This window comes from Caballeronia sp. INDeC2, from assembly GCF_023631325.1.
Classification (GTDB): Bacteria; Pseudomonadota; Gammaproteobacteria; order Burkholderiales; family Burkholderiaceae; genus Caballeronia.
Genome location: NZ_JALQDG010000010.1, coordinates 65,608 through 81,477 on the forward strand (window position 1 = coordinate 65,608; position 15,870 = coordinate 81,477).

16 protein-coding genes are annotated in these 15,870 nt (G+C 64.2%); 7 read left to right on the forward strand and 9 right to left on the reverse strand.

Going from position 1 to position 15,870, the window contains the following annotated elements; all coding sequences use genetic code 11:
• Window positions 1-21: 21 nt before the first annotated feature.
• Entirely contained in the window at window positions 22-2,619 is a 2,598-nt protein-coding gene (gene clpB / locus NCS28_RS07910) for an ATP-dependent chaperone ClpB (protein ID WP_250513305.1), read from the reverse strand.
• 177 nt (window positions 2,620-2,796) lie between these two features.
• A complete protein-coding gene (locus tag NCS28_RS07915; protein WP_250513306.1) occupies window positions 2,797-3,294 on the reverse strand; it encodes an Rrf2 family transcriptional regulator in 498 nt (165 codons plus the stop codon).
• Window positions 3,295-3,572: 278 nt separating this feature from the next.
• Here NCS28_RS07915 and NCS28_RS07920 point away from each other — a divergent pair, with 278 nt between their 5' ends.
• A complete protein-coding gene (locus NCS28_RS07920) occupies window positions 3,573-4,115 on the forward strand; it encodes a group III truncated hemoglobin (protein ID WP_250513307.1) in 543 nt (180 codons plus the stop codon).
• Window positions 4,116-4,121: 6 nt separating this feature from the next.
• Here NCS28_RS07920 and moaE read toward each other — a convergent pair whose 3' ends face one another.
• Genes moaE through NCS28_RS07935 form a run of 3 tightly spaced genes read right to left on the reverse strand, consistent with a single transcriptional unit; the run spans window position 4,122 to window position 6,083 of the window.
• Window positions 4,122-4,595 (reverse strand): molybdopterin synthase catalytic subunit MoaE, encoded by a 474-nt coding sequence (gene moaE, locus NCS28_RS07925; RefSeq protein WP_250513308.1) that lies wholly within the window; start codon window positions 4,593-4,595, stop codon window positions 4,122-4,124.
• Between the two features lies 1 nt (window position 4,596).
• Entirely contained in the window at window positions 4,597-4,854 is a 258-nt protein-coding gene (gene moaD, locus NCS28_RS07930; protein ID WP_062262081.1) for a molybdopterin converting factor subunit 1, read from the reverse strand.
• Window positions 4,851-6,083 carry a molybdopterin molybdotransferase MoeA gene (locus NCS28_RS07935; protein ID WP_350029780.1) on the reverse strand — a complete coding sequence of 411 codons (1,233 nt, stop codon included), beginning with the start codon at window positions 6,081-6,083 and terminating at the stop codon, window positions 4,851-4,853. Before NCS28_RS07935 ends, moaD begins: the two co-directional genes overlap by 4 nt.
• 255 nt (window positions 6,084-6,338) lie before the next feature.
• On the opposite strand from NCS28_RS07935, the gene NCS28_RS07940 reads away from it, so the two are divergent.
• From NCS28_RS07940 to NCS28_RS07965, 6 genes are all read left to right on the forward strand, one after another.
• Complete coding sequence (locus NCS28_RS07940) at window positions 6,339-6,884, forward strand: NUDIX hydrolase (protein ID WP_035501055.1); 546 nt, start codon at window positions 6,339-6,341, stop codon at window positions 6,882-6,884.
• Between the two features lie 44 nt (window positions 6,885-6,928).
• The gene (gene aat, locus NCS28_RS07945; protein WP_250513310.1) at window positions 6,929-7,660 is read left to right on the forward strand and encodes a leucyl/phenylalanyl-tRNA--protein transferase; all 732 of its coding nucleotides are present in this window, start codon (window positions 6,929-6,931) and stop codon (window positions 7,658-7,660) included.
• Between the two features lie 111 nt (window positions 7,661-7,771).
• A complete protein-coding gene (locus NCS28_RS07950; protein ID WP_250513390.1) occupies window positions 7,772-8,599 on the forward strand; it encodes an arginyltransferase in 828 nt (275 codons plus the stop codon).
• 108 nt (window positions 8,600-8,707) lie between these two features.
• Window positions 8,708-9,730, forward strand: coding sequence for a quinone-dependent dihydroorotate dehydrogenase (locus NCS28_RS07955; RefSeq protein WP_250513311.1), 1,023 nt, complete (start codon window positions 8,708-8,710; stop codon window positions 9,728-9,730).
• Between the two features lie 114 nt (window positions 9,731-9,844).
• A complete protein-coding gene (locus NCS28_RS07960; protein ID WP_250513312.1) occupies window positions 9,845-10,645 on the forward strand; it encodes a cystine ABC transporter substrate-binding protein in 801 nt (266 codons plus the stop codon).
• Window positions 10,646-10,770: 125 nt separating this feature from the next.
• The gene (locus NCS28_RS07965) at window positions 10,771-11,430 is read left to right on the forward strand and encodes an amino acid ABC transporter permease (protein ID WP_250513313.1); all 660 of its coding nucleotides are present in this window, start codon (window positions 10,771-10,773) and stop codon (window positions 11,428-11,430) included.
• A gap of 31 nt (window positions 11,431-11,461) precedes the next feature.
• On the opposite strand, the gene NCS28_RS07970 is transcribed toward NCS28_RS07965, so the two are convergent.
• From NCS28_RS07970 to NCS28_RS07985, 4 genes are all read right to left on the reverse strand, one after another.
• Window positions 11,462-12,466 (reverse strand): Gfo/Idh/MocA family protein, encoded by a 1,005-nt coding sequence (locus NCS28_RS07970; RefSeq protein ID WP_250513314.1) that lies wholly within the window; start codon window positions 12,464-12,466, stop codon window positions 11,462-11,464.
• A gap of 145 nt (window positions 12,467-12,611) precedes the next feature.
• Window positions 12,612-13,364 (reverse strand): FadR/GntR family transcriptional regulator, encoded by a 753-nt coding sequence (locus NCS28_RS07975; protein WP_250513315.1) that lies wholly within the window; start codon window positions 13,362-13,364, stop codon window positions 12,612-12,614.
• A gap of 483 nt (window positions 13,365-13,847) precedes the next feature.
• Window positions 13,848-14,999, reverse strand: coding sequence for a glycosyltransferase family 4 protein (locus NCS28_RS07980; protein ID WP_250513316.1), 1,152 nt, complete (start codon window positions 14,997-14,999; stop codon window positions 13,848-13,850).
• A 177-nt stretch (window positions 15,000-15,176) separates the two neighbouring features.
• Window positions 15,177-15,692, reverse strand: coding sequence for a GNAT family N-acetyltransferase (locus tag NCS28_RS07985; RefSeq protein WP_250513317.1), 516 nt, complete (start codon window positions 15,690-15,692; stop codon window positions 15,177-15,179).
• Window positions 15,693-15,870 lie beyond the last annotated feature (178 nt).

Below are 15,870 nucleotides of genomic sequence, written 5' to 3' on the forward strand. Positions count from 1 at the left end.
TCCGCGACGACCCTTCGCGCCTTAATGCACGACGCGATCGAACACGAAATTCCCTTCCCGCACATCGACCGGAATGACGTCCTTCGGCCCGAAACGCCCGGCGAGTATTAGCTTGGCGACCGGATTCTCGATCTCCTGCTGAATCGCACGCTTCAACGGCCGCGCGCCGAACAGCGGATCGTAGCCGACCTTGCCGATCTGACCGAGCGCCGCATCCGACACTTCGAGCTGCATGTCGAGCTTTGCGAGACGTTCACGCAGACGCTCCAGCTGAATCTTCGCGATCGACTCGATGTTCGTGCGATCGAGCGCATGGAACACGACGACATCGTCGATACGGTTCAGGAATTCCGGCCGGAAGTGCAGCTTCACTTCTTCCCAGACGGCGTCCTTCACCTGCTCCTGTGGCTCACCGACCATGCCCTGAATGACTTGCGAACCGAGGTTCGACGTCATCACGATCACCGTGTTCTTGAAGTCGACGGTGCGACCTTGGCCGTCAGTCATGCGGCCATCGTCGAGCACTTGCAAGAGCACGTTGAACACGTCCGGGTGCGCCTTCTCGATTTCGTCGAGCAGGATCACGCTGTACGGCTTGCGGCGCACGGCTTCGGTCAGATAACCGCCTTCTTCATAGCCGACGTATCCCGGCGGTGCCCCGATCAGACGCGCGACGCTATGCTTCTCCATGAACTCGCTCATGTCGATGCGGATGAGATGATCTTCCGAATCGAACAGGAAGGAGGCGAGCGCCTTGCACAGTTCGGTCTTGCCGACGCCCGTCGGACCCAGGAACAGGAACGAGCCATACGGGCGATTCGGATCGGACAGCCCCGCGCGCGAACGGCGAATCGCGTCCGCCACCGCGCCGATCGCCTCGTCCTGGCCGATCACGCGCTCATGCAGCTTCGCTTCGATCTGCAACAGCTTCTCGCGCTCGCCCTGCATCATCCGCGACACGGGGATGCCGGTGGAACGCGACACCACTTCCGCGATTTCCTCCGCGCCGACCTGCGTGCGCAAAAGGCGCGGACGCGTCGGATTGTTCTGCTCCTGCGATTCGGCCTGCGTCACCTGCTTCAGACGCGCTTCGAGCTCGGGCAGCTTGCCGTACTGCAACTCGGCGACTTTCTCGAGCTTGCCTTCGCGCTGCAAACGCGTGATGTCCGCGCGCACCTTCTCGATTTCTTCCTTCAATTGCGCGCTGCCCTGCACGGCGGCTTTTTCGGCAGTCCAGATTTCCTCGAGATCGGAATACTCGCGGTTCAACCGGTCGATTTCCTCTTCGATCAGTTGCAGCCGCTTCTGCGACGCTTCGTCCTTCTCCTTCTTCACGGCTTCGCGCTCGATCTTCAACTGAATGAGACGGCGGTCCAGCTTGTCCATCTCTTCGGGCTTCGAATCGATTTCCATCTTGATGCGCGACGCGGCTTCATCGATCAGATCGATGGCCTTGTCCGGCAGGAAGCGGTCCGTGATATAGCGATGCGACAACTCCGCCGCCGCGACGATCGCCGGATCGGTGATCTCGACGCCGTGGTGCAGCTCGTACTTTTCCTGCAAGCCGCGCAGGATCGCGATGGTCGCTTCCACCGAGGGTTCATCGACGAGCACTTTCTGGAAACGACGCTCCAGCGCCGCGTCCTTCTCGATGTACTTGCGATATTCGTCGAGCGTGGTCGCGCCGATGCAGTGCAGCTCGCCGCGCGAGAGCGCCGGCTTCAACATGTTGCCCGCGTCCATCGCGCCTTCGGCCTTGCCCGCACCGACCATCGTATGAATTTCGTCGATGAAGACGATCGTCTGGCCTTCGTCCTTCGCGATGTCGTGCAGCACCGCTTTCAGGCGCTCCTCGAACTCGCCGCGATACTTCGCGCCTGCGAGCAGCGCGGCCATGTCGAGCGACAGCACACGCTTGCCCTTGAGCGTTTCCGGCACTTCGCCGTTGACGATACGCTGCGCGAGCCCTTCGACGATCGCCGTCTTGCCCACGCCCGGCTCGCCGATCAGCACCGGATTGTTCTTCGTGCGGCGTTGCAGGATCTGGATCGAGCGGCGAATCTCGTCGTCACGGCCGATCACCGGATCGAGCTTGCCCGCGCGGGCGCGCTCGGTCAGATCGACGGTGTATTTCTTGAGCGCCTCGCGCTGGCTTTCCGCGTCCTGGCTATTGACCTGCGCGCCGCCGCGCACCGCGTTGATCGCCGCTTCGAGCGCCTTGCGCGACAGGCCGTGCTGCTTCGCGAGACGGCCCGCTTCGCCGCGGTCGTCCGCGACGGCGATCAGGAACATCTCGCTCGCGATGTACGTGTCGTTGAGCTTCTGCGCTTCCTTGTCGGCGGCATTGAGCAGGCCCGCGAGCTCGCGGCTCACTTGCACGTTGCCGTCCGTGCCCTGAACTTGCGGCAGACGGTTGATCGCTTCGTTCAGCGATGTCTGCAGCGCCTGAACCTGCACGCCCGCATGCGACAGCAACGAGCGCGCGGAGCCGTCCTGCTGCGCGATGAGCGCCGCGAGCAGATGCACCGGCTCGATGTACTGATTGTCGCGACCGACCGCCAGGCTTTGAGCGTCGGACAGCGCTTCCTGAAATTTGGTGGTGAGTTTGTCGATTCTCATTTTTTGAAAGCTCCAATTCTGAATACGACCAAAATGAGGCGCTTTTTGTCACTTTCAAGCACGCTTTCGCTCAATAAGTGCGTTTTTTGTTTTTCGACAATGACGGCCTCGGCCGTCACCAAGCTCACAATTGACTGCGGCGTTCGGGTTTCGTTCAGCGTGTGACGCGTCGGCGAATCAGGACGACGCGCGCTGCGGCACGAAGGCGCCCGCCGGAACCGGCACGACGCTGACGATACCGAGCAGCCGCGCGAGTTCGTTCGCCGGATGCGCGAGATCGCCGACCGTATGCTTGTCGAGTTCGGCGAGAAAGGCATCGCGCGCCGCCGCGAGCACGCCGCGCAGGCGGCAATTCGGCTGGATCACGCATGGCCGGCGCGTGGCGTCGTCCTGGTCCGCGAAGCAACCGACGAGCGCGAAATCACTCTCCGTCTTGCGCACGATGTCGCCGATCGTGAGATCGCGCGATTGCGACGAGAGCCGCAGCCCGCCATTACGGCCGCGCACGGTCTCGACCCAGCCGAGCTCGCCCAACTGCTGGACGACCTTCATCAAGTGATTCTTCGAGATGCCGTATGCATCCGAAATTTCCTGAATCGTCGACAGGCCCGAAGGTCGAACGCAGAGATACAGCAGAACCCGCAGCGAGTAATCGGTGTAATCGGTGAGTCGCATGATGTCGCGCGAATAGAGTTGGATGCAAAGGCGCATCGGTGATTTGACGGAACGCGCGTCGCGTCAAACAATCCGCGCAAGAACAGGAACGATGTCCCGGATCGACGGGGCTGACGTGCATCGGCGCTGTTGGGGCGCCGCGACCGAACGCTCATGCGATTCGGACAACTCAGGGCACACGACTGCCGCCCGAGCAGGAAAGCACCATTCTGCGTCATCTTGATATGCTTCGTCAGCAAAATATCTGATCTACTCTCCCTTTGTTTCGCAGATCGACGATGAACACCGAACACCCCGCCACCGACGCGCCGCGCGAGCGCGAACCCAGCGAAGCCAACGTCCGCGCACTGGTCGAAGCCTTTTATCGCCGTGTCGACGACGATCCGCTGCTCGGCCCGATCTTCTCGCGCGCGCTCGCGGGACGCTGGGACGAGCATCTCGCCAAGATGACGACCTTCTGGTCGAGCCTCGTGCTCGGGTCGAAGCAATACAGGGGGAATGTTCAGGAAGCCCATCGTCCGATCGACGATATCGAGCCGCGCCACTTCGCGCGCTGGCTGTCGCTGTTTCTGAACACCGTCGAGTCGCGCTACGAACCGGCCGCCGCCGTGCAGTTCATGGAACCGGCGCTGCGTATCGCGCAGAGCCTGCAACTCAGCAAGTTTGGCTGGGATTATCAAATCCCCGCCGAGCAGCAGGATTTGCTTGCGGCGCTCAAGCGCCAGCGCACGGGCGGCGCGCCCGAACCACGCTTTCCAGAGCGTCCGGACGCGGAGCCGTTTCCGGCGAAATTCATCGGCACATCCGCCGACGACAAGTAACGCGGATCAGGACCGATCGCCCTGCCAGCGTGCGACGGCCGCATCGTCGGATTCGCGCGCGTCGACCCAGCGTTCGCCCGCCTCGGTCTTTTCCTTCTTCCAGAACGGCGCTTGCGTCTTGAGATAGTCCATCACGAACGCGCACGATTCGAACGCCTGCGCGCGATGCATCGCCGTCGTCGCGACGAGCACGATCTGATCGAGCGGCTTGAGCTTCCCCACGCGATGCACGATCAGCACGTCCGAGCCGCGCCAGCGCTCTCGCGCCTGATCGGCGATCGCTTCGAGCGATTTTTCCGTCATGCCGGGGTAATGCTCCAACTCCATGGTTTCGACGGCGCTGCCCTCGTTCAGATCGCGCACCGTGCCGACGAAACACGCGACCGCCCCGACCTTCGGATTGTCGGCGCGCAGCGCGGCGACTTCCGCGCCGATGTCGAAATCGGCTTCCTGCACGCGGATTTTGGAATGCGTCGACATGTCAGCCACCCGTGACCGGCGGGAAAAACGCGACCTCGCAGCCCTCGGTGATGCGCTGCGACGGGTTCGTCATTACGTGATTGCACGCCATGCGCAACGCGCGGCCCTCGGCGAGCGCCTCTTCCCATACGCCGCCGCGCATGCGCAGCCAGGCGCGCACGTCGCCGACATTGACTACCGTGTCAGGCACGCTGACCGTCTCGTTCGCGACGCCCAGCGCCTCGCGCACGCTCGCGAAAAACCTCAGTTCGACTTTCATATCAGTTCTGAAAATGGGATGAAGCGCACGATTTCCCCGGCGCTGATTGCATGATCCGGCGGATTGTCGATGAGACCGTCGCCCCAGACCGTCGATGTCAGCACGGCCGAGCTTTGATTCCCGAAGAGATCGAGCCCGCCCGACTCGTTCACGCGCGCGCGAAGGAATTCGTTGCGGCGATCGCCTTTTTTCTGGCTGAAGTCGGCGCGCATCGAGTAGACGCGCGGCGCGACGTTCTTCACGCCCGCAAGACGCAGCAGGAACGGCCGCACGAAGAGCAAGAACGTGCAGAAACTCGACACCGGATTGCCCGGCAAGCCGATGAAAAAAGCCTCGCTTCCTTCATCGCCACGCCGCACCGCGCCGAACGCGAGCGGCTTGCCCGGCTTCATCGCGATCTGCCACATCGAAATGCGCCCTTCGGCCGCAACCGCCGGCTTCACGTGATCTTCCTCGCCGACCGACACGCCGCCGCACGTGAGTATTAGATCGTGATCGGTCGCCGCGCGCCGCAATGCCTCGCGCGTCGCGTCGAGCCGGTCCGGTACGATGCCGAGATCCGTCACTTCGCAGCCGAGCTTCGCGAGCAGCGCACGCAGCGTGAAGCGGTTCGAGTTGTAGATCGCGCCGGGTTCGAGCGGCTCGCCGGGCATGCGCAGTTCGTCGCCGGTGAAGAAAATCGCGACGCGCACGCGCCGCACGACATCGAGTTGCGCGCAACCCACCGATGCCGCCAGCCCGAGCGCTTGCGGCGTGAGGCGCGTGCCCGCGGGCAGAATCACCGAATCGCGTTGGATATCCGCGCCTTGTCGCGTGATCCACTCGCCCGCGGCGGGCGTCTGCGCGAACGCGACGCGCCCGTCGTCCCCATCTTCCGCCACGCGCGCCATTTCCTGCATCACGACGGCATCCGCGCCGGGCGGCACCGTCGCGCCGGTGAAGATGCGCGCGGCCGTGCCCGCCGCGAGCGGTTCGGCCGCGTGGCCCGCCGGGATGCGCTGCGACACCGGCAATGCGACGGGCGCGCCTTCGCTCGCACCGGCGAGATCGGCGGCGCGGACCGCGTAGCCGTCCATCGAGCTGGTGTGCATCGGCGGTACGTCGAGCGGCGAAGTCACGTCGGCGGCGAGCACGCGGTTCAGCGCGTCGAGCGTGTCGACGCGCTCGCGGCCCTCCACCTGACGGACGGCGTCGAGCAAACGGCCGAGCGCGTCGGCAGTGGCGAGCATCGGAGGACGGCTGGAAGCGGCTGGCGTGGATGACATGGAGTTCGCTTCGGGCGCGCGAGGCGCCCCGATCGTGAAAGAGGACACTGCAATTCTGGTCAACTATTGTAGCGAGAAGGCAGGCGTCGCACTTTCGGCACAAGGCGAGCCAATCATGCGGCGGGACCGATGCCGCGAACCGTTCGAGCGTAAGAGCAGCGCCCCAAAGCGGCCGCGACGCGGTGATACACTCGCAGCACACTTCCCACGTCCATTTCCATGAAATTCTGTTCCGTCTGCGGCCACGAGGTCGGCCTCGCCATTCCGCCCGGCGACAACCGCGAGCGCTTTGTCTGCAACAACTGCGGCACCGTTCACTACCAGAACCCGCGCAACGTCGTGGGCACCGTGCCGGTGTGGGACGACAAGGTGCTGCTGTGCCGCCGCGCGATCGAGCCTCGCTACGGCTACTGGACGTTGCCCGCGGGCTTCATGGAAATGCAGGAGACGACGAGCGAAGGCGCCGCGCGTGAAACGCTCGAGGAAGCGGGCGCGCGCGTCGAGATTCAGAGCCTCTTCACGCTGCTCAACGTGCCGCACGTGCATCAGGTGCATCTCTTCTACCTCGCGCGGCTGCTCGATATCGAAGTCGATCCCGGCGAGGAAAGTCTGGAAGTGAAGCTCTTCGAGGAAAGCGAGATTCCGTGGGACGAGATCGCGTTCCCGACGGTCGGCCAGACGCTGCGCTTTTTCTTCGCCGATCGCGCCGCCGGCAACTTCACGCTGCACACGGGCGACATCTTCCGTACGCTGCGCGACGGCTGATCGCAACGCTTTTCGATTACACAAGACGCTGCTCACCCGAGAACATGGTTCCCTGGCTCGCCGACGACGATCCCTTCCCGCCCGTCGAGCGCGCGCTCGGCGCGGCGAGCGACGCGCCGGGCCTGCTCGCCGCGAGCGCGGATCTCTTGCCGTCACGGCTCATCGACGCCTACGGGCGCGGCATCTTCCCGTGGTATTCGGACGGTCAGCCCGTGCTGTGGTGGAGTCCCGACCCGCGCATGGTGCTCTTTCCGGCCGAGTTCAAGGTGTCGGATTCGCTGCGCAAGACCTTGAAGCGCGTCGTGCGCGATCCGGTGTGGGAAATCCGCGTCGACGACGATTTTTCCGCCGTGATGCGCGCCTGCGCCGACACCCCGCGCGACGGCCAGCGCGGCACGTGGATCACCACGGACATCGTGGATGCGTACACCACCTTGCATCGCGCAGGCAGCGCGCACAGCGTCGAGACGTGGTACGACGGCGTGCGCGTCGGCGGGCTTTACGGCGTGTCGTTCGGGCGCATGTTCTTCGGCGAATCGATGTTCGCCCACAAGACCGATGCGTCGAAAATCGCGCTCGCGGCGCTCGTCGGACACTTGCGCCGCAATCAAATTGAGATGATAGACTGCCAGCAGAACACGTCGCATCTGGCGTCGCTGGGCGGCCGTGAGATCGCACGCCGCGCGTTCGTGGCGCATCTCCGGCGGGCCACGGCGGAACCGGCGATCGGCTGGCGCTTCGACAAATCCGTCCTTCTCGACGTGCTGGCAGGCTGAACGCTTCGCGCGACGCCCCGAGCGACATACGAACTGCAGCCGCCGCGCGCGCAATAAGTGCAATCCGCGCCGGTCGGCAACGACGAGACGACGCCTGCGAGAGCCGCCAACGTGACACATCCGAACGAGCTGCCGCTGTCACCGCTTTCAGCGCTGCAATTCTATGCAACAGCGCCCTACCCTTGCAGTTATCTGGAAGGGCGCGTCGCGCGCTCGCAGGTCGCCACGCCGAGCCATCTGATCAACTCCGACGTCTACACCGAACTCGTCAAGGCCGGTTTCCGGCGTTCGGGCGTCTTCACCTATCGTCCGTATTGCGACGGCTGCCGCGCCTGCGTGCCGGTGCGCGTGCCGGTCGCGCGTTTCGTGCCGAACCGCTCGCAGCGGCGGGTGTGGAAGCAGCACGGCAATCTGGTGGCGAGCGTCGCGCCGCTGCATTACGACGAAGAACATTACGCGCTCTACATGCGCTATCAGTCGGCGCGGCATGCGGGCGGCGGCATGGATCGCGACAGCCGCGACCAGTACGAGCAGTTCCTGCTGCAGAGCAGGATCAATTCGCGTCTCGTCGAGTTCCGCGAGCCCGTCGATCCCGCGCAAGCGGACACGCCCGGCGTGCTGCGCATGATCAGCATGATCGACATCCTCGGCGACGGGTTGTCGTCGGTCTACACGTTCTTCGAGCCGGACATGCCGAAGACGAGCTACGGCACCTTCAACATTCTCTGGCAGATCGAGCAGGCGAAGAGCCTCGACCTGCCGCACGTCTATCTCGGCTACTGGATTCGCCAAAGCGAGAAGATGGCCTATAAGGCGAATTTCCGGCCGCTGGAAGGCCTGATCGATGGACGCTGGACGCTGCTCGATCCCGCGACCACGCAGTCCGCCGGCACGCTGCCGATGCCCGGGCGCATCCACGCTCCGGGCCAGCCGAAGTAGCGGCCGAAGTAGCCGCCGAAGCAGCCCCGGCACAGCCCGACCGGCGCGCCGTCCAAAGCCGCTAAAATAGCGGTCTTAAAAAAATCCGCCGTCGCCGGCTTTCATTTCGTGTTCAGTTCCCTCTACCCGATCGCGCGTTCGCATCTCTTCAAGATGGACGCGGAAGACGCTCATCACCTGACGCTGCGCATGCTGGGCGCCGCCGGCCGCACCGGACTCGCCGGCATGCTCGCCAAACGCGGCCCCGATTCGCCCCGCACCGTCATGGGCATCACGTTCCGCAATCCGGTCGGCCTCGCGGCGGGGCTGGACAAGGACGGCGCGTGCATCGACGGGCTCGCCGCGCTCGGCTTCGGCTTCATCGAAGTGGGCACCGTGACGCCGCGCGCGCAGCCGGGCAATCCGCGTCCGCGCATCTTCCGGCTGCCGGAGGCGAACGCGCTCATCAACCGGATGGGCTTCAACAACCGCGGCGTCGATCAGTTCGTCGCCAACGTGAAGGCGGCGCATTATCGCGGCGTGCTGGGGCTGAACATCGGCAAGAACGCCGATACGCCGATCGAGCGCGCCGCCGAGGACTACCTCTACTGCCTGGAGCGTGTCTATCCGTTCGCGAGCTACGTGACGATCAACATTTCGTCGCCGAACACGAAGAATCTGCGGCAGTTGCAGGGCGCGGGTGAGCTCGATTCGCTGCTGGGCGCGCTGAAGGAGAAGCAGGCGCGCCTGTCCGACCTGCACGGCAAGCTGGTGCCGCTCGCGCTAAAGATCGCACCCGATCTCGACGACGAGCAAATCAAGTCGATCGCCGGCACGTTGCTCGCGCACAAGATCGACGGCGTGATCGCGACGAACACGACGCTCTCGCGCACCGCCGTAACGGGCATGAAGCACGGCGACGAAGCCGGCGGCCTCTCGGGTCGGCCGGTCTTCGACGCATCGAACGAGGTGATCCGCAAGCTGCGCGCGGAAGTCGGAACGGATGTCCCGATCATCGGCGTGGGCGGGATTTTCTCGGGCGAGGACGCGCGCGCGAAGCTCGCGGCGGGCGCGTCGCTCGTGCAGATCTATACGGGGCTGATTTATCGCGGTCCGGCGCTCGTCCGGGAATGCGTCGAAGCGCTCGCGTGACTGAGCCGATCCCGCATATAGACATGAGCAAACGATATTACGCGCCGATTGCATTCTCACTATGATCGCCGCATCTAAAAAAGACGCTGTGCCCATCAAGAGGAAAACAACACGATGAAACTGTCCACGCTAAAGAAGCTCGTCGCCGTCAGCCTGATCGGCGCGGCATTCACCGCCGTCACCACCGCCGCGCACGCCGACGATCTGCTCGATCAGGTCAAGCAGCGCGGCACGCTGCGCGTCGGCCTGGAAGGCACGTTCCCGCCGTTCAACTCGAAAGCGCCGAACGGCGAACTGGTCGGCTTCGACGTCGATATCGCCAAGGCCGTCGCAGCCAAGCTCGGCGTGAAGCCCGAGTTCGTCACGACCGAATGGAGCGGCATCATCGCGGGCCTGCAAGCGGGCAAGTTCGACGTGATCGTGAACCAGGTCGGCATCACCGATGCGCGCAAGGCCACGCTCGATTTTTCGCCGGCATACACGTATTCGAACGCGCAGCTGATCCAGCGTTCGGACGACAAGCGCGAGTTCAAGACGCTCGACGAACTGAAGGGCAAGAAGCTCGGCGTCGGTCTCGGCACGAACTACATGGACATGGCGAAGTCGGTGCCGGGCATCGACGTGAAGACGTATCCGGGCGCGCCGGAGTATCTGCGCGACCTCGCCGCCGGCCGTCTCGACGCGGCGCTCAACGACCGCCTGATGCTCGCGTATCTGCTGAAGAATTCGCAGTTGCCGCTGCGCACGGGCGCGAACGTCGGCGCGGGCAATCCGTCGGGCATTCCGTTCAAGAAGGGCAATCCGAAATTCGCGAAGGCGATCGACGACGCGATGACCCAGCTCGAAGCGGACGGCACCTTCACGAAGATTTCGGACAAGTGGTTTGGCATCGACGTGACGAAGCCCGCGAAGTAAGTCAGCGCTTTCAGCGCTTCAGGGCGGCATCGTTCGACGGTGCCGCCCTTCGCTTTTTTCTCGCCGGTTTATGATGTGCCGAATTTTTCGATTCGCCACGCCGGCACTTTCACGCTCCCCCGTCCATGTCCACGACATCCCTGCTCGTTCAATCGGCGCCCGTTTTGGCGCAAGGCGCGCTACTGACGATCAAGTTCGCGCTCTACTCGATGTTCTTCGGCCTCATCGCGGCCGTCGTGCTGGCGTTGATGGGCATTAGCCAGAATCGCGCACTCGTCGCGATCGGGCGCGTCTACGTGAGCGTAATGCGCGGCACGCCGCTGCTCGTGCAGATTTTCGTCATCTACTATGGCCTGCCGAGTCTCGGCATCTCGCTCGAACCGACGCCCGCGGGCGTGATCGCGCTGTCGGCGAACGTCGCGGCGTATCTCTCGGAAAGCATGCGCGGCGCGATTCTCGGCATCCACGCCGGACAGTGGCTCGCGGCCTATAGCCTCGGGCTCTCGCGCGCGCAGACGCTGCGCTACGTGATCGGGCCGCAGGCGCTGCGCATCGCGGTGCCCAGCTTGTCGAACAGTCTCATCAGTCTGATCAAGGACACGTCGCTCGTCTCGGTGATCACCGTCACCGAGTTGCTGCGCAGCGCGCAGGAAGTGATCGCGGCGACCTATCAGCCGCTGCCGCTCTATCTCGCGGCGGCGTTCGTCTACTGGATTCTGTGCAGCGTGCTCGAATTCGTGCAGCGGATTTTCGAGCGGCGTCTCGCGCTGCCGGGACGACATTAAGAAAAAGCCGCTGAAAAGCGGCTTTTTCGTATCAGTCCGTCTCGAAGGGAAAGCGCAGCTTCAGATCGCGGCGCGCGGCGTCGATGATCGCGATCATGCGCATGGACATCGCGTGCGGCATCACCGGGCTTTCGGTTTCGCCCGCGCGCAATAGCTCGCAAAAATGCGCGGTTTCGTAGTTCAGGCCGCCGCCGGCGAAAGGCTCGTCGAGCTCGACCTTGCGTCCGTCCGTGTAAGCGATCGTCGCGCGCGCCGGATTCCACCAATTCTCGTGGATGGTCACCGTGCCGAGCGTGCCGCCGATGAGCGCATCGCCGCGGCCTTGCAGATCGAGCCCGCAGAACAATTGCGCGATGCCGCGTTCGTGCCGCACGTTCAGGCTCGCGAACACGTCTACGCCGGTCGCCCCGATCCGCCCGATCGTCTGCACGTCGAGCGCCTCGCCTAGCCAGTCGACCGCCAGAAACGCCTCGTAGATGCCGATGTCGAGCAGCGCGCCGCCGCCCGCTTCGAGCGAGAACGACGGATGATCGAGCGGCACGTTCGCCATCGAGCAACCCGCGCGCACGAGCCCGATTTCGCCGATCGGATCGCGCTCCAGATGCTCGCGAATGCGGCGATACAGCGGATAAAACGGCGGCTTCATCGCTTCCATGAAAAGCAGCTTCGCCGCGCGCGCCGCGTCGATCATGCGCTGCAGATCGCGCGCGTTCACGGCGGCGGGTTTTTCGCACAGCACGGGCTTGCCCGCCGCGAAAGCGCGCAACGCGTAATCCGGATGGCTGTCCTGCAAGGTCGCGATGTAGAGCGCATCGACGTGTTCGAGCATTGCGTCGAAGTCGTCGAAGGCGCGCGCATCGAATGCGTCAGCGAGCGAGCGCGCCGGTTCGGGACGGCGCGACCAGACGCCCGCGAGCCGCGCGTCCTTCACATGCGTGAGGCTGTCGGCGAAGCGCCGCGCGATGCGTCCCGCGCCGACGGTGCCCCAGCGTATCGTTGTTGCGTCGATGTTCGTGTCGGTCAATCCTGCCTCCATGCGCCATGTTCGTCGTGCGACGCATTGTGCCTGATTGCGTCGGATGGCGAATTCGCGCGGGGCGCGCAGACGGCAAAAAGCCGGGACATGTCCCGGCTCCGTGCTTGAGGCTCGATAATCGTCGACTAACGCGCTTCCGAAGACGTCACACTCCCGCGGACGCGTTCACGTTCGGCGCGGCGGGCTGGCTGTTCACGCGTTCCAGCGAGAACGCGCGGCCCACTTCTTCCGCGGCCAGATCGACGAGCGCGCGCGTCGCGGATTCGGCGGCGGCGGAATCCTTCGCCTCGATCGCCTCGACGACGCTCTTCTGCGCCGCGAGCGTCGCCTCGCGCACGGATTCGATGCCGTCGACGATCGGATTGACCGTCACCAGCGCGCCGCGCACGATCGCCGTCATCTGGCGAAAGAACTGGTTGCCGCTCGCCGCGACGATGCGCGTGTGCAGCACCTCGTCGGCCGCCTGGTACTCCGGCTCGCCGACTTGCAGGCGCGAGAGCGCGTCGAACGCGTCGCGGATGCCGGCGATCTCGTCGGGCGTCGCGCGCACCGCGGCCAGCGCTGCCGCGCGCGGCTCGATGAGCATGCGGAATTCGATTACATCGCGAAGAAAAGTCTGATCCGGCTTGGCGCGAAATCTCCAGCTCACCACGTCCTCGTCGATGAGACGCCAGTCGCTCATCGGACGAATACGTGTGCCCGTTTTCGGCCGCACGTCCAGCATGTGGCGCGCGAGCAGCATCGAGAGCGCCTCGCGCATGACGGTGCGGCTCACGTCGAACTCCTTCGAGAGGATGTCCTGCGGTGGCAGTATCGCGCCATATTTTTGCTCGACGATGCCGGAGACCAGTCCGTCCATGACCTTCGCCACCAGCGATCGCTCTTTGTTGTCATCCATCTCGCTTCTCCCCTTCTCGCCTGTTCCGTAGCCGTATGTATGAGCGCATCGCTTTCGCCGTTCCCGGGCTGCGAAAGGCACGACGAGTTCCCGACAGGTCCATTCGTCGTGCTAGATACGTTGCGTCTTCGTTGCTTCGAATGCCAGTTGGGAAATTCCTGACAGGGTAATCCCTCTGACCTCGATATCGATATTTCGTTTTTTTCTTTCTTCCGCTTTCGCGTGCGTCTGCTGCGCTCGCGCCGCGCGCGCGCAGGCATTCATCAGGGAAACTGAAGAATGGCGGCGTCGCAGCGCGGTGTGTGCGTTTTTTTCGGCCCTTTTCTCCTCGGACCGATCATGCACTCATTTGAGCAAGCATCTCGTAGGCGTTCTGTGCGAACGCGAACGGAAGGCCGCTGGCATGGTCCTTTTGTATGATCGGACGGTATGGACGAAAGTACCGTGGCACGGCGCAAGCGCGGGGATTTGTCAGCGCTATGCTTAAATCGCGCCATCTGTCGTCCGGGGCCGTCGCGCATGGAGCGCGATCTGCCGGCGGGTCATCGCTTCACGCTCCGCGAACGTGTGCTGATAGATCGCCATGTACTCACTACACACTCTTTCGACCGAGTGTTGCTGCAAGTTCTGCCTCGCGCGCGCCGCGAGTTGGCCGCGTGCCTGCCGGTCGAGCAGGAGCCAGCGCAGTTTCGCCGCCGCCTGTTCGATATCGCCCGCGGGCACGAGCACGCCCGCCGCGCCGTCGTCGAGCAGTTCGGGAATGCCGCCCACGCGCGTCGCGACGATCGCGCAGCCGGCCTCGCGCGCCTCGGCGATCACGAGCGGCGCCGGATCCTCGCGCGACAGCAGCGCGAAGATATCCGCGCCCGCGAGATACGGCCGCGCATCTGCGACGAAGCCGGCGAAGTGCGTGAGCTCCGCAATGCCGAGTTCGGCCGCGAGCGCTTCCATCGACGCGCGATCGGGGCCATCGCCGACGAGATACAGATGCGGCTCGGCCATGAACTCCCGCTCGCTCGCGGACTGCTCGCGCACGCGCGCGAACGCCTGCAGAAGGTCCGCGATGCCTTTCCTCCGATACATGCCCGCCACGCATACGATGTTCGGATGCCTCAGCCTCACCGGCCTCGCGGCGGGCCGGGTGACGAGCCGCGGCGCGCCGACGGCGCCGTTGAGCACGACCGACATGCGCGCGGGATCGATGCCGCGCGCCTCCAGATCCAGTGCGAGCGCGCGGCTCACGGCCACCATGCGATCGCCCGCGCGCACGAGCGATGCGCTTTTCTGCAGTTCATGATGAACCGTGGTCACGAGCGCGAAACGGCGCCGCATGCTGCCGAAACGCGAAATGAGCGCGCCGGTCATCATGTGCGCGTGAACGACGTCGGGATCGAAACGATCGATGAGACGATTGAAGCCCGCGATCATAGAAGGCACGCGCCACGGCTGCCGCGATTGCTGCAAGGGAATATGCAGGATGCCGTGACGGCGCAAGAGCGGCTCGAATCCGCCGCCGGACGATGCGACCACGACGTCCTGACCCAGGCGCGCCTGCATGCAGGCGAGATCGACCATCATGTTGACGCTGCCGTTGCCGATCGTCTGCGCGTGGTTGGCGAGATGGACTATTCGCATGAGATAGGCTTGTTCTTTTACGCTCGCCGGTACGTGCCGGCGGCGTCGATCTTATTGTTCGAGGACGCGCTTCGTTATTGCGTCGTTCTTGCGTCGTTCTTGCCTCGATGCCCCGACGGTCCATTCCTCCGTGTCGCTGATTGCTGTATCGCGCATGCAGCGCGCTTCTGGAAGCGCTTATAGCAATTCGTACGTGGTGGCGTTATCACTTGGCACGAACTGCGGCTCGCGCGGCGGCCGGCTCTTTCTCGTCAGACCGATGAAGGGCATGCCATGCTCGAGAAACGGGCCTTCGGTCTTGCGAAAGCCGAACGCCTCATAAAAGCCGCGCAGGCTGACGGGCGCGCTCAGGCGCACCCCGCGGCCGGGCCAGCGCTCGGCGGTCACCGCGAGCACGCGTTCGATCAGCGCGTGCGCGGTGCCGTCGCCGCGGCGCAGCGGGCTCGTCAAGATCTTGTCCACCACGACCTCCGGATCTTCCGCATCGCCTTCGTGAATGCGTGCATAGGCGAGCACGGGCATCGAACGGCTCATGTCTTCGGCGGCGAACACATGGATGCCGGTTTCGTCGCGGCCATCCGGATCGAGATGGACGTGCGACTGTTCGACGACGAACACCGCACTGCGCGCGCGCAAAATCAAATAAAGCTCACGCGCAGTGAGTTGTTCGAAATCCAGGGTTTTCCAGTTCATCGATTATCTCCATGCTTTACCGGCAATAACCGGCGTTGCGACGATTGAACGTTACGTGCCGACCCGCCTGAAATCAGTGCGCCATCGCACCGACCCAGGCCTCGCGCGCCTTTCAAATAAGCTCGACCACACGCAAGAAGGCGTCCCGGGGAAAAGACGCCTGCCCGACGACCGAAAC